Genomic DNA, 17,425 nt, shown 5'->3' with positions numbered 1-17,425 from the left:
CACCCGTTCCCATACCGAACACGGAAGTTAAGCTCTTTAGCGCCGATGGTAGTTGGGGGCTTCCCCCTGTGAGAGTAGGACGTCGCTAGGCACCTAAAAAAGTCGAGGATTTATTCCTCGGCTTTTTTGTATGCAATTTTTTAGTAAGTTAACTCTACCTCATTAGTTGAAGAAGTGTCTCCAATACCAACAGCAAAGAGACGTTATATAAAAAAAGCCCAGGCTCAAAATTAATTGAGTACTTGGATTTTGGTATTACACTATCAAATTGTTTTAGCCATTGTTATATTCGTAATTTCATAACCCATTTTTTCATATAAGCCACGTGCAATTTTATTATGACCAAAAACGTTGAGACCAATTTTATTCATACCTAATTCTTTAGCAATAATTTCAGCTTCTCTCATTGCTTTCTTGCCATACCCCTGCCCTTGATATTGCTCAAAAATCACAAAATCATATATAAAACCTTCATTAGGATTTGTAGGCGCTTTTTGTGAAATCCAAATCATTCCAACTAGGATATCGTTGTGAAAGATAGAGAATAAATGATTATTCTCGGTCTTCTCATCTTGTGGTAGTAGTCGTTCAAATGATTCCCTCGACAAGTCAAGCGCTTCATCTTCACTCCAATTTCCGGAAGCAATCTTGTCTTTTGCATAGTCTTCAATTGCATAACTGATATATTGTTTGAACTCTTCTTTGTTCATAGGTTTTAATGTAATCAATTTATTTTCCTCCTATTCTATTTTTAAATTTTAACATTTTTTCAAAATTTCTCACAATGATACCTGGAGCCGGTCATTGTTTTTGTTATTTGCTTCTACGCATTGATCAAAATACTTTCTTTCCTGTAATTTAGTAAACAGTTTTTATAAATATGTTTGATTATTTTTTTGTAGCTCTTGTTCAACTAAAGCACCCGTTAGCCATCCATGTAGCGCAAAAACCAGCGCTACACCACAGAAAATGAAAGATGATTAAGTTCTTTCATGGGAGTTTAATAAGAACAGCGACGCTTCTTCCACAATCGCGCCCGATTGTTGAATAACTTTATTTCCATAAATTATTTGAGATATGGTCCAACCAAATTCATTAGTAATATATATGTGTAATACTTAGATTCCATTTTTATGTATAATGAAGTTATGAAAAAATAAAGATGTCTATTATGGAGATTGTATTATGTCAAAAAATGATTCTACCAATTTCGTTTTACATGCAAAAAGTGACCAATTTTACTGGGAAGGAGTTGGCCAACTGTCCATAAAAACATTTTCTAATGGTAAAGCCCATTATAAGACTAATAAAGGCATGTTTGCTGTTGAAGATAGTAGATACCTGCTCCTTAATGAAGGTTCGTACACAATTTCAATTGATGAAACAAAGGAGGTGGAATCTTTTTGTGTTTTCTTTAAAGATGGGTTTGCAGCAGAAGTCTTTAAAACATTAAAAGAAACAAGCGATAATCTTCTCAGCGATCCATTCATGAATACAAGTTCCATTTCCTTTTTTGATAAAACCTATCATAAAAATAATACTTTATCTATTCAACTTGAAGCTTTTAAACATATTTTACCTAGTCTCGAAATTAATTCTATTGGTTATGAAGAACTATTTCATAAATTAATGCAATCTATTTTGAATGAACATTTTAATACGTATAAGGAAGTTGAATCTTTAAGTGCAATACGTACTTCTACGCGTGAAGAATTATATAGAAGGATATGTATAGCTCATGATTATATAAGAGCCTATTATGACAAAACCATTAAATTAAATGATATTTCACGCATTGCTTGTCTATCTCCAAATCATTTATTAAGAACATATACACAAATATATGGTAAAACTCCTCATCAGCATATTTCAGAGTTTAGAATAATAAAAGCAAAACAACTTTTAGCAGAATTAAGTAATAATATGACCGATATTACCTTTAAACTCGGATTTCAAAATCCTGTATCCTTTAGCAAAATGTTTAAGCAACATGTTGGCATATCTCCTAATGAATATCGTAAAAAGGTGATATTGGATAAGAAAAATTAGATAAAATAATTTATTCTTTTTATAATCTGATAATTTGAAGGGGGAAAAGTATTATGGAAAATAAAACAATCAAAAAAATTGGACAAATCGGAGTACCTGTAAAAAATTTAAATAGAGCAATAGATTTTTATAAAGAGAAATTAGGTCTCTCGCTTTTGTTCAACACTAATAATATGGCATTCTTTGAATGCAATGGATTGCGGCTCATGTTAACACTTCCAGAAAAAGAGGAATTCGCGCTTTTAAGCTCAGTAATTTATTATGAAGTAAGTAATATTAAAGATATATTAGGTAAAGAAGTTACTTTTATCGACGAACCACATGTTGTAGCTAAAATGGGACAAACAGAAACATGGATGGTATTTTTTAAAGATACAGAAGATAATACTCTTGCATTGATGAGTGAAGTACAAGTTTAAGAAAAACAAAAGGAGACCGTCTAAATAACATGAACGGTCTCCTTCTTTTTATGTTAACCTATGTAAACTTCATAATCTAGAGGGATTTTTACTCTTTACTTTATCACTATTTGTAATACGGTTCATCTTGCTTTATGTGAAACCAACGTTATTTATTCAACAATCTGGCCCGATTGTTGAACACAAGTTAAACAACGCTATTGAACTAACCTGCACCGTTAGTTCAATAAAGATAAAAGAGCCGCAAGTGCAACTCAATGATCTTTAATTAACACCACCGTTAGTTTAAGAAGAACCGAGACGCTTATTCAACAATCTTCGCCCGATCGTTGAAAATGATTAAACAGTTCTGTTCCCTTTATTATATGGTAAAGCATTTCTGAAAACTATAAATCCCATACCATCTTTTAATATCTCTCTTACTTATACCTATTTAATATTTCTTCTGGAATATGACAATAATCATCTGGACATCTAGCTAACCTATCTTGATGTTCTTCTGCACTTCTCAAATAGTTTGTAAGAGGTAATACTTCAACGACTATAAGGTCACGATCATTTCTCTCACCAAGAAACGCCTTCGCCTCATTTAAGTGTTCAGACTTTTCACTATATATTCCTGTTCTGTATTTCTCGCCAACATCCTGTCCTTGTTTATTCAAACTGTATGGATCAATGATTTCAAATAAATATCCCATTAATTCCCTGATTGTTACAACTGTCGGATCAAATCCTGTTTTTACACATTCGGCGTATCCATCGTAATCACCCTCAAGTGTATGGCTTGTTCCATTAGCTCTTCCTGCTTCTGTAAACTTAACTCCAGGTAAAGTTTTTATAAAAGCTTGTACTCCCCATAAACATCCACCTGCAATATATACTACTTCCATATTGACGCTCCTCTTTGTTTAAAAAGTCCATTGATTTAATCCCTTTGATTTATCGTAGCTTTTAGAAGCCAAAGAAAACTGTAAGAAAAAAAGTGAAGTTACTATCATGCGATAGGAACTCCACATAGCTTGTTGACGAGATTATTTCCAATTAAAACCCTTTTTCGCTAAGAAATCTTTGATATGAGGACGGCGTTGTTCAATTAAAAAATCCGCCATTTGCTTTGTCCAGTTATCAATTTTTCGATTGGATGAGCGATTATTATAGTATGCTTCCATTGTGTCGTTGTAAGCTGGTAAAAGCGCCTCGTATTTTTCTGCATTGTATTCATTTTCATGTAATACTGCTGCAACAGGTAAACGAGGTTTTACTTCATTGCGACGAGCGGGAACCCCAATTGTTAAGCCGAATAGTGGGAAAACATAGTCAGGTAGATTGAATAATTCGCTGATTTCTTCAGGCTTATTACGCACGCCTCCAATGTAACAAATTCCATATCCCATAGATTCTGCAGCAACGACAAAGTTTTGCGCGAATAATGCTACATCGGCTACTCCAACAAGTACGTTTTCTGCGGAATCAGCGACAATGTCCACACCTTCTAATTTGCCTGCCGATTGAAGACGTTTGAAATCAACACAGAAGACAAAGGCACCGCCAGAAGTTTCGTATTGACGAGGATTACCAGAGAGTAACCCTAGTTTTTCTTTTTTCTCCTCATCTGTTACCCAAATAACACTATAAGCTTGCACAAAATGTGATGTAGCAGCCATTTGTGCAGTAGCAATTAATTCTTCAATAATTTCCTTTGAAATCGGATTTCCATCATAAATACGAACCGAAGAGTGGTTACGTAATAATTCTTTAACCATTTATTAAATCTCCTTTTCCTCTTTGTATATATCAAGAGCATATCACGCTTTTTCTTCAAAATCGAATTTTTTCGATATTGAAGTTATTTTCAGATAATTTGCGAATGCATAAAATATCTCGTAAAATTAAATATTTTGTTAGTTATAGATTAAAAATTCTAAATAGTTTAAAATTATGTGTGAACAGTTTATTTGGTTAGATTTCTAATAATTGGATGACTATACCAGGAGGATTAAACCGAGTAATCTAGTTAAAAAATAAAGTAGGATGGAGGAATAAGGAATGGCAGAAAAGTTGGCGAAAAAGCTTCGTAATGAACAGCTACGGAGCAAGGTTGTAACAGCAGAAGAAGCAGCATCTTGGATTAAGGATGGGATGGTACTTGGGATGAGCGGGTTTACACGCGCTGGTGATGTTAAAGTGGTACCTCTTGCACTTGTGGAAAAAGCTAAAAAAGAGAGCTTCCAGGTAGATGTATATACAGGTGCATCACTTGGCCCAGAAGTTGACCAATACTTAGCGGAAGCTGGCGTTATTCGTAAACGTGGACCTTTCCAAGCAGATGCCGGCATTCGTAACAAAATCAACAGTGGTGAAATCACATTTGTTGATGCGCATCTATCACATAATGCGGAGTTAGTACGTCAAGGTATTATTGGTCCTATTGATTTTGCGATTATTGAAGCAGCTGCTATTACAGAAGACGGCTTACTAATTCCTACAACTTCAGTTGGTAACTCTCCGATTTTTGTGCAAGAGGCAGACCAAATAATCATTGAGTTGAACGTAGCTCAGCTTGATGAATTAGAGGGTGTCCATGATATTTTTATACCAGGACTACAGGGGGAACGTGATCCTATTTCATTGCAAAATGTATCCGATCGGCTTGGCAAAATTGGTATACCACTAGATTTAAATAAAGTAAAAGGCATTGTGATTTCAGATATTTTAGATGCGCCATCAACGATTGTTCCTGCGGATGAAGAAACGGATATTATGGCTAATCATTTATTAAATTTCCTACGCGAAGAAATTAAAGTGGGTCGTTTAACAACAAGCTTAAGACCTATTCAGTCGGGTGTAGGCTCAGTAGCCAATGCCGTTTTATTAGGTTTTAAAGATTCCGAGTTTGAGAACTTAGAAGTATATTCAGAAGTACTGCAAGACGCGGTATTCGAATTAATTGATGCCGGAAAGGTAAACTTCGCATCTGCTACTTCTATTACACTTTCCGAGGAAGTTGGAAATAGAGTTTATGGTAATTTTGAAAAATATACAGATAAACTAGTATTACGTCCGCAAGAGATTTCTAACCAACCAGAAATTATTCGCCGACTCGGGTTAATTTCTGTTAATACGGCATTAGAAGTGGATATTTACGGGAATGTGAATTCTACACATGTTTCTGGCACAAAAATGATGAATGGAATCGGCGGCTCTGGAGACTTTGCGCGTAATGCACGATTAGGTATTTTCGTCACGAAATCTTACGCGAAAGGCGGAAATATTTCTAGTATCGTTCCAATGGTATCGCATGTAGACCATACAGAGCATGATGTAGACGTCATCGTAACAGAGCAAGGAGTAGCAGACCTACGTGGGCTTGCTCCAAAAGAACGGGTTAGGCTCATTATCGATAACTGTGCACACCCAGAATATCGTGAGCAATTATGGAAGTATTTTAACGATGCTAATGAAGCGACTGGTGGACATCATACGCCACATATTCTAGAAAAAGCGCTCTCATGGCATGTGAATTACGCAAAAAATGGTACGATGAAGAACCCAGCCTTATCGAAATAATAAATCGAAAAAGCCTTGAAGGACAGTTGATATGTTCCTTCAAGGCTTTTAGTTGTTAAGAACGTATTTCGCGGAAAGCTCGGGTCAAACAAGGTCTCTAAGTGATCGGGTTGATCCACAAAGTGATCAGGTAAGCCGACAAAACGCTCAGGTGGCCACCGAAGTGAACAGGTACCCACAGAAAAGCCTGGCTACAAATTTCCTCCTTACAATAATCCAATCCATTTCCAATACGTTGCGGAGAATAGAAGAACTAGGATGTACCCAATAATCGTTAATGGAATACCAGATTTTAAGAAATCCTTTGTTGTAAAGGCTCCTGTACCATAGGCAAGCATATTTTGCGGTGCACTAATAGGTAAGAGGAAGCCAAAGCTAATAACGAATTGTTGCACGATAACGAAACCAACCTGATCGACATTAGCCGTTAATGTTGAGGCTAAAACGATAAATACTGGTATAAGCGCAGATGCTAGGCTTGTTGCACTCGCAAAGCCTAAATGAATAAGAATATTAAATAAAGTGACAAGCGCAATTGTTGCAAGAATTGGCATAGAATCTAAACCGAGTGAACCGAATACTTTATCAGATAACCAAGATGCACCTTTAGTATTAAGTAAGACTGTTCCTAGCATAATTCCTACTGCAAAGACGATAATTGTCCCCCAAGGAATATGAGGTTCAACTTGCTTCCACGAATAGACTCCGATTTTTGGCATTAATAAAATGGCGATTGCAACGATTGTGACGGTTGTCGTATCGAATGGGTGGAGTTTGCCCTCTGTAGCCCAGAAAAATAGTAAAACGACCGATGTGATGATTAATCGAATTTCGGGAGCTTTTAATGGACCAAGTTCCGCAAGCTGTTTTTTGATTACTTCTTTACCACCTTCGATATTACTTGTTTCAGGCTTAATTAGTGTAGTCATAATGAAAAATAGAGCCACTGACATGATGATTGAGAAGGGGGCAGCGTAAAGCAACCAAGCACCCCAAGAAATATCAACACCAAATTGTTCTTTGATGAAATTTAAAGCGACCATATTTTGAGCTGCTGCCGTCTTAATACCGATATTCCAAATGGAGACAGCTTGTACAGAGGTAATGACAAGTAAAGCAGCAAGTCGACTATCACGTGGTAGACCAAATGCTGCTACCATTCCGAGTAGTATTGGCACAACTGCGCCTGCACGTGCAGTAGCAGAAGGGACAAAGAATGCAAGTGCAATAGATACTAAAATAGCACCGAATACTATGGCTTTCGTTTTTGTTCCTACTAGTGAAAGGATCCATAGCGCAAGACGTTTATGTAAATTGGTAATTTGCATGGCTGCCGCTAGGAAAAGAGCTGCGGCTACTAGTGCAACTGCTGAATTACTAAATCCGCTTAATGCTAATTTTAATGCATCTGATGTTCCTAGCACTTTCGTTGGATCTTCCAGTGACGGAGCTAAGCCTAGTAAGATTGTGACGAGAGCAATAATCATGGCAGAGCTAACGGGATAGGATACTGCTTCTGTAACCCAAAGGATGACCGCGAAAGCTAAGATAGCCAAAGCCCGTTGTCCTGCTATAGGTAAATCGCCGCTGTTAGGTAAAAAAGTTATGACGATTAGTGATGCGAATGCTAATGCAATCCAGAGTGGCTTCAAATTACGTTTCGGTTTTGCTTGTTCAGAAGTAGACATACTTTCTCACCCTTTCTAGTATTTTCTATAACATCGACTAGTAGAATGCTTTATTAAGAAAGTAATTTGTCTATTTATTGTAAAAAAAACTAGTGTGTGAAATGCTCTCTATTTATAGCGATAATGGGCAGTTACGAGAAAATACGCGGTCATAGAAAAGACAATAATATCCAAAATATATTATTTTTTCTTTTTAAATGCTGAAGTAACTTTAGGCTCAGTTCCTAGCATCAATCGTTTAATATTTTCGATATGCAAAATGATGGCTATACCAAAAAGAAGTAGGGCTATAATCGTTGGGTATATTCCAGGAATCCATAAATATGTGGCTATACAAAAAACGAGATAAAATACAAGTACACCGATAATTAAATAGTTCGTCAGGAAAGATAAAATAACAAATAAAATGAGTGCAAATAAGCCGATTTTCCAATCAATCGCAAGTAATATTCCTATGATTGAAGCGGTACCTTTGCCACCGTTGAAGCCCATATAAAATGGGAAATTATGACCAAGAATGACACCGGTAGCTACGATATAGGTAAAGAGCCAAACGTGTATTTCTGTTAATTGTGTTAGATCTGCGAGGTAGGCATGTGCACCGATAATAGCGGCAACGCCTTTACCGATGTCGATAAGTGCAACTAATACGCCGTATTTCCATCCAAGGGAGAGTGTTGCGTTAGAGGCACCTGCATTGCCATATCCAGTCTTTTTTAAATCTACCCCAGATAAAAATTGAGCAACTTTAGAGCCGTGAACACAGCCAATTAAATAACCAACAAGAAGAAAAATAATAACGGCTTTTATCATAAAAGTCCTCCTTTCTAAATAATAAGCTCATGACCAAAATGTGTGGTTGATTTCCGTTCCGACTGGGCGCTTTGTTGCTGCCACTTCGCTTTCGCACAGATAAAACATTTGCCGCTGACGCTTCGCTTTCGCGCAGAGCAGAGCTTCCTGGGGGCGTCCGATGAGCCGCTTTTGTTGCTGTCGCTTCGCTTTCGCACAGAAAACATCCGCTGCGCTCCAGGGTCTCGGGCCAACAGATGTTTTTTGCGCGAAAGCGTAGTGCAACGAAGCGACAGCAACAGCACCGATGTTGGTCACGAAGGCGTTATCACAGGACGTGATGGTTTTAGCCTTCGTTCCTCTATTGCTGATCCCCAAGGAGTCGCCCAGTCTCCACTACAATCAACTTATAAAAAGGGCGTACATTTTAACAAATTTCACCCCGAAACTTTTAGTGATGAGCTATGTAACACTAAAATAATGTATGCGTTCGTATTACGTAAAAAAGCAGACAGAAGTTTCGGAAAAAATAAAATTTTAGTGTTGACAGAGAAAAAGTCTATGTTTATACTTTGTAACAACGATGGAAATTGAATCTCATACTCTTATCAAGAGCGGCGGAGGGATAGGCCCTATGATGCCCAGCAACCAGTAAGTGACGAACTTGCTAAGGTGCTAATTCCTACAGATTCTTACTTGGATCTGGCAGATAAGGGGAGGAAAACTTGCAACCGCAACCCTCTTCTTAGCTGAAGAGGGTTTTTGTTTTCTACTGAAAAAATCCTCCTCATCTCCGGTACCATCGTAAAAAAAATAACCATTTGGAGGTATACAATGACAAATTTTAAACCAGAAACATTGCTGTTACACGGTGGCCAAGAGCCAGACCCGGTAACAGGATCTCGTACAGTACCCGTATATCGCTCAACGGCATTCGTTTTTAAAGACACTGCTCATGCGCAACGTCTTTTTGCCTTAGAGGAAGCCGGCAATATTTACACAAGAATTACAAACCCAACTGTAGATGTTTTTGAAAAACGCGTCGCTTTATTAGAAGGCGGTACAGCAGCGGTAGCACTTTCATCTGGTGCAGCAGCTATTGCATTTTCAATTTTAAATCTTGCTGGGGCAGGGGATGAAATTGTTGCAGGTAGCTCTTTATACGGAGGTACTTATAATTTATTGGCCAACACACTACCAAACTACGGTATTAAAACAATTTTTGTAGACGAAACAAATCCGGAAAATTTCCGATCAGCTATTACGGATAAAACAAAAGCGGTGTTCGCTGAAATTTACGGTAACCCAAGTTTAAAAGTGCTAGACATTGAAGCAGTAGCGAATATAGCACATGAAAACGGCTTGCCATTAATTATTGATAGCACATTTGCTTCACCGTATGGCTCTACACCAATTGACTTCGGTGCAGATATCGTAGTTCATTCCGCAACAAAATGGATTGGCGGCCACGGTACAACTTTAGGTGGCGTTGTAGTAGATGCAGGGAAGTTTGATTGGACTCGTGGACGTTTCCCAGGCTTTACTGAGCCAGATGCTTCTTATCACGGTTTGCGTTATGGTATAGACACAGCATCGGCTGCATTTGCCACAAAACTGCGAGTGCAATTACTACGCGACTTTGGACCAACATTAAGTGCAGACGCAGCATTTAATTTATTACAAGGTTTAGAAACGCTTCATTTGCGTATTCCTAAACATAATGAAAATGCATTAGCGGTAGCTGAATATTTACGAAACCACCCATCTGTGGAATATGTAAATTACAATGGCTTAGAAGATTTCCCTACCCATGAGTTAGCTAAAAAATATTTGAGAAATGGCTTCGGTTCAGTGCTTACATTTGGTATTAAAGGTGGACGTGAAGCAGGGCGTAAATTAATCGATAGTGTGAAATTATTCTCGCACGTAGCAAATGTAGGGGATGCTAAATCATTAATTATCCATCCAGCATCTACTACACATCAACAACTATCAGCTGAGGAGCTAATCCAAACTGGCGTAACCGAGTCGCTCATTCGCTTATCCATCGGTTTAGAGGCAGTAGAGGACATTATTGCAGATTTAGAACAAGCTATTAAACAAGTAACAGCTTCACAACAACAAGTAGAAGCTTAATAAATAAAAGACATTGGCTAATGTTGTAGCGTTTACGTATTTTCTCATTCGATAGGCCTCATTTGGTAATGCGTAAATCGTTGCTGCATCATCCGCTTGCCTCATTTGGTGAGGGTAACTGAATCTCTTTAAAAATAATACCTAGTAATTTTATAAGTATTGTTGACTCACTTAATTCCTTGCTTTATACTAGGAAATAAGAAAAGCGTTCGACATTTAGTTTTCATAAGTGCTCCCCCACTTTTGAATATATGAAGGGGAGTAGTTGCTCAGCCAGTAGCTACTCCTATCTACCAAAACTGATGATAAAGGAGTGTTTTAAATGGGAAATGTGTATAGTGCGCAAAACATTGCATCTTATCTTATTTATGAGTTAAATGAAGGTCATGTGTTTGTGAACAACATGTCCATTCAAAACATACTTGCATCAGTTGAGAGTACATGGCAAGAGATCTTTGGACATTCAGCTTTTAAGGAAATTGTTTATGTCAAAGAGGAAGGCTATACAGTAAAAGAAGTTTTTGAAGCTTATGAAGGCTATGGAGCAAGTCATATTCCTCTACCTGCGACAGAGTATTACTTAAAATACGGAACGTTCCAATTAGTTGAACGTACGTATGCAATACCAAATTTTACGCTAGAGGAAATAAGACTGGTGCAACAAGCTCTAACACAATATCGTTATAAATGGCTAGCCAAAGCTAGTTAATTATCCCTCATAAATTTGTGCTCATTCTCTGCTGCTACAGGGAATGAGCTTTTTAATTAGATGTTGGAAGATATACTGGCATAATTGAAAAAAAATTATTGATATATTTCAAAAGAACAATTTTTATGAATGTATTTACATACATATATATAATAGAAGAAAGGTTTTTATTTCTTTAATAAGAATCGTCGTCAATATTTGTTCAATTATTATAGATCAAGTGAAAAATCATATAATAAAGGAATGAAAACGATTTCCTTTGCACTTCTAGAGGAAACAAATGTCCATCCTAGAAAGATTTTTCTTGTGCAATGTATGTATTTGCGTTACAATTTTCTTTAAGTTGAATTTCGAATTATTTGAATTTGTGTGTTTCACAAACTTTGTATCTTCAGTCAGAATTTTTTTGTAGGGAACGTGAAACACCATGACTAAATATCTGTCTGAAAACGAAGTGTTAAACAAGGCAAACTGACCTGCTTTGTAAAGTCGGCGAACAATTCAAAATCTGTACGAATTAAGCTGAGACGAAATATAATGAAACTGCGGAATGTAAGTTGGAGGGAATAACAGAAATGGCAACTATAAAGGCAGCTATATTAGGATTTGGAACGGTAGGTCAAGGAATTTACCATATATTAAACGAAAAGCGTGAAGAGCTTAAAAATAAATTAGGAATCGAGCTAGAAGTAGCAAAAATTTTAGTTACAGACGCCAGCCGTGAACGTGTACCAGGGACAGCACATTTAATGACAACTAGTATGGATGAAGTCTTAGCGGAACCAGGTATGCAGGTTGTTTTTGAGGCGATCGTCAACGAGGAGCCAGCATTTACTTATTTAAAGCGCGCTGTTGAACATAAATGTCATGTCATCACAGCTAACAAAGTAATGTTTGCAAAACGAGGCTTGGAGCTACAGGATCTTGCAAAAGCAAACGGTGTTTTTGTAGGCTTTGAGGCAACGACTGCTGGCGGTGTACCAGTTATTAAAACGATGAAAAACATCTTGCTTGTCAATGATGTTAGTCGTATTCAGGGTGTTTTAAATGGGACATCCAACTATATTTTAACGAAAATGCGTTCACAGGGCTGGTCGTTCGACACTGCATTAAAAGAGGCGCAAAATTTAGGTTATGCGGAGGCAGATCCATATAATGATATATCCGGACAGGACGCCTTCAAAAAATTAATGATTTTAAGTGCTTTGGCATTTGGTGAACAACCAGACTGGTCTGAGGTCGAAGTAGTCGGAATTGATAGCATTTCGGCAGAGCAAGTAAAAGAAGCGTGTGAAAAAGGCTTGCGTTATCGCCATGTAGCTGAGGTTGAGAAGCTAGCAGATGGTAAAGTGGTCGCGAAGGTTGGGCCGCAATTAGTTGATAAAGAACACCCACTTTATCCAGTTGATGACGTCAATAATGCTGTGGCATTGGATACTAATTATATTGGCACATTAACGCTAATTGGACCTGGGGCAGGTATGTATCCGACAGCTAGTGTTATGGTTGAGGATTATGCGGAAATTATCGGTAAGCGGGCTGGATTTGTCGTAACAATATAATAGATGCCTATCATTCAACAATGTTCAACTTGTTTGAATGATAGGCATTTTTTTTAATCCTCATCTTTAACATCAATATCCTCTGGAATAGGTGTATTCCGCCAAATTTCAATTTCCTCTTTAATACGATCTAATTGCTCAAAATAAGTGCTGAACTGCCCGCTATTAATCAGTATTTGATCCCCGTCGTATACTGAACGAATACGGCCCTCGTAAACTAGGCGAAGTATTTGATCCTCTGGCATACCAAGTTCGAGGGCTGTTTCTTCAATTGTTTTATACATAAATTTCGCTCCTTTTGTTGTTTTTATTATAACCTCCCTTTAATAGAAAGCCTACTATGGGTTAATAAATGAAAGAAAAAGGAAAATGGTAATTGTTTACTTTTTGATAAATCTGTATTATTAATGTTAATGGGTTGTGGGGGACTATTATTAGCACTGCCCATTTTTCTACTTCGAGCATTGCTTTAGTCCGATGTCTTTTTTTCTAATTAATTCGTCTAACAGGTACAACTATTTGAACGATTGATAGCATCCCTGTCTTTTTTTTGTTTAGAAGGGATACTATGTTATTGACATTAGAAGGATGTAAAACGCTTTGAGGACAAGTCATACAATACAATTTTTAGATTAGGAACATGTAAGATTAATTTATTATATTTATTGCTGTTTTGCTAATTGCTAATTTACATATGCCCTGTATATAAGTTGATCTTCGTTACGACTGGGCGACTTCTCGGGGATCAGCGATAGAGGAACGAAGACTAAAACCATCACATCCAGTGATAACGCCTTCGTGACCAACATCGGTGCCGCTGCCGCTTCGCTTTCACGCAAAAAAAACATCTGTTGGCCCGAGAACCTGCAGCGAAGCGGATGTTTCTGTGCGAAAGCGTAGTGCTAACGCAGCGTCAGCAGCACGATGTTGGTCACTCAGTCATTGCCACAGGACGTGGCGTTCTTAGACTGAGCACCTTTATGTCAGCGGATGTTTGGACACCCGCTGACAGAAGTTAAAACCTTAAGAAATTCTTCATTTTTATAATAACTGGTTTTTAAGATTTAAAAGGTACACTATTAATTGAGAGCGAGGTGTATATCATGACGAAACTAACAGTTCTTGTAACAGACGATGATCAAGATATTCGTGATGGTATTGAAATCTATTTAAAGAATGAAGGCTACAATGTCATAAAAGCTGCTGACGGCTTAGAGGCACTCGAAAAATTAGAAACCAATGAAGTACATTTAATTATTTTAGATATTATGATGCCAAATATGGATGGAATAACAGCGACGTTTAAAATTAGAGAAGAGCTCAATATTCCAATTATTATGCTTAGTGCAAAGGCGGAGGATGGCGACAAAATTCATGGTCTATCTGTAGGTGCAGATGATTACGTTACAAAGCCTTTTCATCCGTTAGAGCTATTGGCTCGGGTGAAATCGCAGCTGCGACGTTATGTACAACTTGGGACGTACAATGAAGGCGCAGCGAAGGTGGAAATCGACGGACTTGTCTTAGATGAAGATGCAAAGGAAGTCATCTTAGAAGGCGAGCCTGTTCGATTAACACCAATCGAATATAAAATTACGGAATTATTGATGAAAAATGCAGGGCGTGTATTTTCGATAGGAGAGATTTATGAGCGTGTATGGAATGAGGAAGCTTACAATGCAGAAAATATTGTGGCTGTACACATTCGAAAAATACGTGAAAAAATCGAGGCAGATCCGAAAAATCCACGTTATTTAAAGGTGGTGTGGGGCGTTGGCTATAAAATGGAAAAATAAAATAGAGAACTATGTTACAATCGCAGGTTTTATAGCAGGGGTTATTGGACTAATTTATTTTGGTGTGTATGCCTATCAGTTAGTAACTGCCCGCTCTTCGGGGATGTTACAATTGCTCGAGAAAATTTTTTAGAGAGGAGTTAAAAGTATGGTGAAAAATTGGAAACCTCTTCTCGCTCTTTTATGTTTAATCTGGGTGATATTTGGTATTTTTACGTTCTCAAAAGTCGGGCATCGATATATTGGAAAGTCTTATTTTCAATCTGAAAATTTACAACCCCAACTTGATGATTTCCAGTCGGAATTAGGACCATTAGTGTTAAATGTACCGAAGGCCGAAGATTTTAAAAGTAAAATTGTGGTGACACAAAGTGAAATTGAGGAACATCGTAATCACTATGGAACATTAGGAGAACAGATAGGGAATATTAAGGCCCAATATGCAGAGCGCATTCAAGAAGCTACTAATTTAAATGCAACGGAGTTAAAAACAAAGCTTGAGAAAGAGCGAGATGCCAAAATTAAAGATATTACGACTAATTTTGGGGATGATGAGCATGTCCGCAAAAAAATTCTTACTCAAAAAGAAGAGATTGTTGATAAATATATAAAGGCAGTACAAGAAGAAGCAAAGAATTTCGTGAAAATTAATAATCAATGGTCTTATGAATTAACGAACACTGAAACAGGTGAAACATTTAGTTCGGGTAATGTTTCAGATAGTAGTGCTTTCAAAATAAAGTTTACGGAGCAACATCCATTAACGACTTCAAATATCAGTGATTATTTAAAAAATATTTTTTATCAAACTGGTATCGGCTTCGGTATGGAGGATCTTAGGGAAACTTTTGATTACACTGGCATAATAACTATCTCAAAAAAATCAGCACAAGCAGAAAGCATCATGGTGGGATATAACAATTTTAAAACCCGTCAATATACCTTCTCCTTTATATGGTTAATGAGTATTGTCGCAGCTGTTTTTTCATGGAAAGGGCGTAAAGAAGTACTGCAGATGGTACAAGGTTTAAAGGGAAAAGAAGCCTTTGCAAAGATGAAAATTGATTACACAATCGTATTATTATTAATAAGTGCATTCGCATATTTGATAACATCTGATACTGCTTTTTATTCGATATTAAATGATTTTTATGACTATAATTATGTACGGCATTTAATGGATATATTGTTTAAAATAGGTGCCTTAATCATTATTGCTATGCTGTTCTTTGTACAGCTAATTTGGTTGTATGATCGAGTGAATACAGCGCAGAAATTAGAGGAGAACTTAAAAGGTAGCGTTTTATGGTCACTAGGTGAATCAATCACAGATTTATTTATAAACCGTTCCATTGCATTACATTCCATTGTCATGATTGGGGCAGCATTTTTTGGTGGTGGAAGTCTTGTTGCTTTTATGCTAAGAGGTGGAGGATTCTCCTTTCTAGTATTGGGCTTCTGTGCGATGATCGGTATTCCAGCTATGCTTCTTTTCCTTTCTAGAATGGGTTACTTAAATCGAATTATGAAGGATACAAGAGACATGGCAGAAGGACGTTTAAACCGTGATGTCAAAGTAATGGGCAAATCACCACTTGCGGAGCATGCCGAAAATCTTAATCATTTAAGAGAAGGCGTAAGCACGTCTATGCATGAGCAGGCAAAAAGTGAACGTTTAAAAACAGAACTTATTACGAATGTTAGTCACGACTTACGCACGCCATTAACATCTATTATTACGTATACAGATTTACTGAAAAATCCTGCTATTACAGAGGAAGAGCGCCAGCAATACATTCATATCCTTGATAAAAAATCAGAACGTCTAAAATTACTAATTGAGGATCTTTTTGAAGTATCTAAAATGGCGAGTGGTAACATGGAGCTTCATCGCAGTCGAGTGGATTTAACCCAGCTTGTACAGCAGGCAGTAGGGGAGCATGAGGAAGATTTAGCACAGGCTCAATTAGATTTACGCATGACAAAACCACATGAACCAATCTACGCGTATGTGGATGGACAAAAATGGTGGAGATTGATCGATAATCTAATCGTTAATGTATTGAAATATGCATTAGAAGGCACACGAGTCTATGTAACATTAAAACGTACAGCAGAAGGTGATGCTGAATTCACAGTGAAAAATGTTGCAAAATACGAAATTAGCGAGAATGCCGATGAGTTATTCGAACGCTTTAAGCGAGCGGATGCCTCACGCCATACAGAAGGCTCAGGACTAGGCCTAGCCATCGCACAATCCATTGTAGATTTGCATGGTGCTCGTATGAGTATAGAAGTAGATGGAGATTTATTTAAAGTAATCGTTCGAATTCCAACAGCATAAACAAGAAACAGCGGCAATCATTTTGCCGCTGTTTTTGTTATGGCGGTTCTATCCGCGGATTTGACGGTTCTATCCACGATTTTGACGGTTCTATCCGTCACTCCGGCTCTTTATACCGTCGCTTGGACTCATTCATCCGTCGTTCCGGCCCATCAATCCGTCGCTTTGGTTACTATCCGTCACTCCGGCTCTTTATACCGTCGCTTGGGCACAATCATCCGTCGTTCTGGCCCATCAATCCGTCGCTTTGGTTATTATCCGTCACTCTGGCTCTTTATACCGTCGCTTGGGCACAATCATCCGTCGTTCTGGCCCATCAATCCGTCGCTTTGGTTATTATCCGTCACTCTGGCTCTTTATACC

General features: G+C 37.6%; 20 protein-coding genes, 1 rRNA gene and 1 riboswitch. Of the genes, 13 read left to right on the top strand and 8 right to left on the bottom strand.

Going from position 1 to position 17,425, the window contains the following annotated elements; translation table 11 throughout:
• Positions 1-91: ribosomal RNA gene (gene rrf, locus ACFCYJ_RS25360) — 5S ribosomal RNA — on the top strand; the annotation flags it as partial.
• Between the two features lie 172 nt (positions 92-263).
• Here rrf and ACFCYJ_RS25355 read toward each other — a convergent pair.
• On the bottom strand, positions 264-728 hold the full coding sequence (locus ACFCYJ_RS25355; RefSeq protein ID WP_376078498.1) for a GNAT family N-acetyltransferase: 465 nt from the start codon (positions 726-728) through the stop codon (positions 264-266).
• A 457-nt stretch (positions 729-1,185) separates the two neighbouring features.
• On the opposite strand from ACFCYJ_RS25355, the gene ACFCYJ_RS25350 reads away from it, so the two are divergent.
• Positions 1,186-2,049 (top strand): helix-turn-helix domain-containing protein, encoded by an 864-nt coding sequence (locus ACFCYJ_RS25350; RefSeq protein ID WP_376078496.1) that lies wholly within the window; start codon positions 1,186-1,188, stop codon positions 2,047-2,049.
• A gap of 53 nt (positions 2,050-2,102) precedes the next feature.
• A complete protein-coding gene (locus tag ACFCYJ_RS25345) occupies positions 2,103-2,468 on the top strand; it encodes a VOC family protein (protein ID WP_376078494.1) in 366 nt (121 codons plus the stop codon).
• A gap of 419 nt (positions 2,469-2,887) precedes the next feature.
• On the opposite strand, the gene ACFCYJ_RS25340 is transcribed toward ACFCYJ_RS25345, so the two are convergent.
• Together ACFCYJ_RS25340 and chrR are read right to left on the bottom strand one after the other, a co-directional pair.
• Entirely contained in the window at positions 2,888-3,358 is a 471-nt protein-coding gene (locus ACFCYJ_RS25340) for a peptide-methionine (S)-S-oxide reductase (protein ID WP_376078492.1), read from the bottom strand.
• A 141-nt stretch (positions 3,359-3,499) separates the two neighbouring features.
• A complete protein-coding gene (chrR, locus tag ACFCYJ_RS25335) occupies positions 3,500-4,231 on the bottom strand; it encodes a class II chromate reductase ChrR (RefSeq protein WP_376078490.1) in 732 nt (243 codons plus the stop codon).
• A 283-nt stretch (positions 4,232-4,514) separates the two neighbouring features.
• Here chrR and scpC point away from each other — a divergent pair, with 283 nt between their 5' ends.
• Positions 4,515-6,035, top strand: a complete 1,521-nt coding sequence (gene scpC, locus ACFCYJ_RS25330) for a succinyl-CoA:acetate CoA-transferase ScpC (protein WP_376078489.1) — start codon at positions 4,515-4,517, stop codon at positions 6,033-6,035.
• Between the two features lie 206 nt (positions 6,036-6,241).
• Here the strand turns inward: scpC and ACFCYJ_RS25325 are convergent, their stop codons facing one another.
• From ACFCYJ_RS25325 to ACFCYJ_RS25315, 3 genes are all read right to left on the bottom strand, one after another.
• On the bottom strand, positions 6,242-7,723 hold the full coding sequence (locus ACFCYJ_RS25325; protein ID WP_376078487.1) for a DASS family sodium-coupled anion symporter: 1,482 nt from the start codon (positions 7,721-7,723) through the stop codon (positions 6,242-6,244).
• Between the two features lie 180 nt (positions 7,724-7,903).
• A complete protein-coding gene (locus ACFCYJ_RS25320; protein ID WP_376078485.1) occupies positions 7,904-8,536 on the bottom strand; it encodes a glycerol-3-phosphate acyltransferase in 633 nt (210 codons plus the stop codon).
• A gap of 27 nt (positions 8,537-8,563) precedes the next feature.
• Entirely contained in the window at positions 8,564-8,800 is a 237-nt protein-coding gene (locus ACFCYJ_RS25315) for a hypothetical protein (protein ID WP_376078484.1), read from the bottom strand.
• On the opposite strand from ACFCYJ_RS25315, the gene ACFCYJ_RS25310 reads away from it, so the two are divergent.
• The 4 genes from ACFCYJ_RS25310 (at position 8,780) to ACFCYJ_RS25295 (ending at position 12,922) form a co-directional block, all read left to right on the top strand.
• Complete coding sequence (locus ACFCYJ_RS25310) at positions 8,780-9,109, top strand: hypothetical protein (protein ID WP_376078482.1); 330 nt, start codon at positions 8,780-8,782, stop codon at positions 9,107-9,109. The genes ACFCYJ_RS25315 and ACFCYJ_RS25310 overlap by 21 nt on opposite strands.
• A gap of 8 nt (positions 9,110-9,117) precedes the next feature.
• A riboswitch (SAM riboswitch) is annotated at positions 9,118-9,231 on the top strand.
• A gap of 118 nt (positions 9,232-9,349) precedes the next feature.
• Positions 9,350-10,651 (top strand): O-acetylhomoserine aminocarboxypropyltransferase/cysteine synthase family protein, encoded by a 1,302-nt coding sequence (locus ACFCYJ_RS25305; protein WP_376078480.1) that lies wholly within the window; start codon positions 9,350-9,352, stop codon positions 10,649-10,651.
• Between the two features lie 322 nt (positions 10,652-10,973).
• Positions 10,974-11,360 carry a hypothetical protein gene (locus ACFCYJ_RS25300; RefSeq protein WP_376078478.1) on the top strand — a complete coding sequence of 129 codons (387 nt, stop codon included), beginning with the start codon at positions 10,974-10,976 and terminating at the stop codon, positions 11,358-11,360.
• A gap of 575 nt (positions 11,361-11,935) precedes the next feature.
• Complete coding sequence (locus ACFCYJ_RS25295; RefSeq protein ID WP_376078476.1) at positions 11,936-12,922, top strand: homoserine dehydrogenase; 987 nt, start codon at positions 11,936-11,938, stop codon at positions 12,920-12,922.
• A gap of 53 nt (positions 12,923-12,975) precedes the next feature.
• Here ACFCYJ_RS25295 and ACFCYJ_RS25290 read toward each other — a convergent pair whose 3' ends face one another.
• Positions 12,976-13,206 (bottom strand): MerR family transcriptional regulator, encoded by a 231-nt coding sequence (locus ACFCYJ_RS25290; RefSeq protein WP_376078474.1) that lies wholly within the window; start codon positions 13,204-13,206, stop codon positions 12,976-12,978.
• 399 nt (positions 13,207-13,605) lie between these two features.
• The gene (locus ACFCYJ_RS25285) at positions 13,606-13,761 is read right to left on the bottom strand and encodes a hypothetical protein (RefSeq protein ID WP_376078473.1); all 156 of its coding nucleotides are present in this window, start codon (positions 13,759-13,761) and stop codon (positions 13,606-13,608) included.
• A gap of 12 nt (positions 13,762-13,773) precedes the next feature.
• Here ACFCYJ_RS25285 and ACFCYJ_RS25280 point away from each other — a divergent pair, with 12 nt between their 5' ends.
• The 5 genes from ACFCYJ_RS25280 to ACFCYJ_RS25260 all read left to right on the top strand — a co-directional run.
• Positions 13,774-13,941 (top strand): hypothetical protein, encoded by a 168-nt coding sequence (locus ACFCYJ_RS25280; protein WP_376078471.1) that lies wholly within the window; start codon positions 13,774-13,776, stop codon positions 13,939-13,941.
• Between the two features lie 84 nt (positions 13,942-14,025).
• Entirely contained in the window at positions 14,026-14,718 is a 693-nt protein-coding gene (locus ACFCYJ_RS25275) for a response regulator transcription factor (protein WP_376078469.1), read from the top strand.
• Positions 14,696-14,851, top strand: a complete 156-nt coding sequence (locus tag ACFCYJ_RS25270; protein WP_376078467.1) for a hypothetical protein — start codon at positions 14,696-14,698, stop codon at positions 14,849-14,851. The genes ACFCYJ_RS25275 and ACFCYJ_RS25270 overlap by 23 nt, the downstream gene beginning before the upstream one ends.
• A 15-nt stretch (positions 14,852-14,866) precedes the next feature.
• A complete protein-coding gene (locus ACFCYJ_RS25265; RefSeq protein ID WP_376078465.1) occupies positions 14,867-17,062 on the top strand; it encodes a sensor histidine kinase in 2,196 nt (731 codons plus the stop codon).
• A 39-nt stretch (positions 17,063-17,101) separates the two neighbouring features.
• On the top strand, positions 17,102-17,425 hold a 324-nt coding region (locus tag ACFCYJ_RS25260; RefSeq protein ID WP_376078463.1), incomplete at its 3' end, for a hypothetical protein.

The organism is Lysinibacillus sp. NPDC056232 (assembly GCF_042267565.1).
Lineage (GTDB): Bacteria > Bacillota > Bacilli > Bacillales_A > Planococcaceae > Lysinibacillus.
Note: the sequence above shows the minus strand (reverse complement) of the source record. Positions and strands in the feature narration are given on the sequence as shown.

Coding starts and splice junctions, on each gene's coding strand:
- ACFCYJ_RS25350 (WP_376078496.1), top strand. CDS start 1,186: ATGTCAAAAAATGATTCTACCAATTTCGTTTTACATGCAAAAAGTGAC.
- ACFCYJ_RS25345 (WP_376078494.1), top strand. CDS start 2,103: ATGGAAAATAAAACAATCAAAAAAATTGGACAAATCGGAGTACCTGTA.
- ACFCYJ_RS25340 (WP_376078492.1), bottom strand. CDS start 3,358: ATGGAAGTAGTATATATTGCAGGTGGATGTTTATGGGGAGTACAAGCT.
- chrR (WP_376078490.1), bottom strand. CDS start 4,231: ATGGTTAAAGAATTATTACGTAACCACTCTTCGGTTCGTATTTATGAT.
- scpC (WP_376078489.1), top strand. CDS start 4,515: ATGGCAGAAAAGTTGGCGAAAAAGCTTCGTAATGAACAGCTACGGAGC.
- ACFCYJ_RS25325 (WP_376078487.1), bottom strand. CDS start 7,723: ATGTCTACTTCTGAACAAGCAAAACCGAAACGTAATTTGAAGCCACTC.
- ACFCYJ_RS25320 (WP_376078485.1), bottom strand. CDS start 8,536: ATGATAAAAGCCGTTATTATTTTTCTTCTTGTTGGTTATTTAATTGGC.
- ACFCYJ_RS25305 (WP_376078480.1), top strand. CDS start 9,350: ATGACAAATTTTAAACCAGAAACATTGCTGTTACACGGTGGCCAAGAG.
- ACFCYJ_RS25300 (WP_376078478.1), top strand. CDS start 10,974: ATGGGAAATGTGTATAGTGCGCAAAACATTGCATCTTATCTTATTTAT.
- ACFCYJ_RS25295 (WP_376078476.1), top strand. CDS start 11,936: ATGGCAACTATAAAGGCAGCTATATTAGGATTTGGAACGGTAGGTCAA.
- ACFCYJ_RS25290 (WP_376078474.1), bottom strand. CDS start 13,206: ATGTATAAAACAATTGAAGAAACAGCCCTCGAACTTGGTATGCCAGAG.
- ACFCYJ_RS25275 (WP_376078469.1), top strand. CDS start 14,026: ATGACGAAACTAACAGTTCTTGTAACAGACGATGATCAAGATATTCGT.
- ACFCYJ_RS25265 (WP_376078465.1), top strand. CDS start 14,867: ATGGTGAAAAATTGGAAACCTCTTCTCGCTCTTTTATGTTTAATCTGG.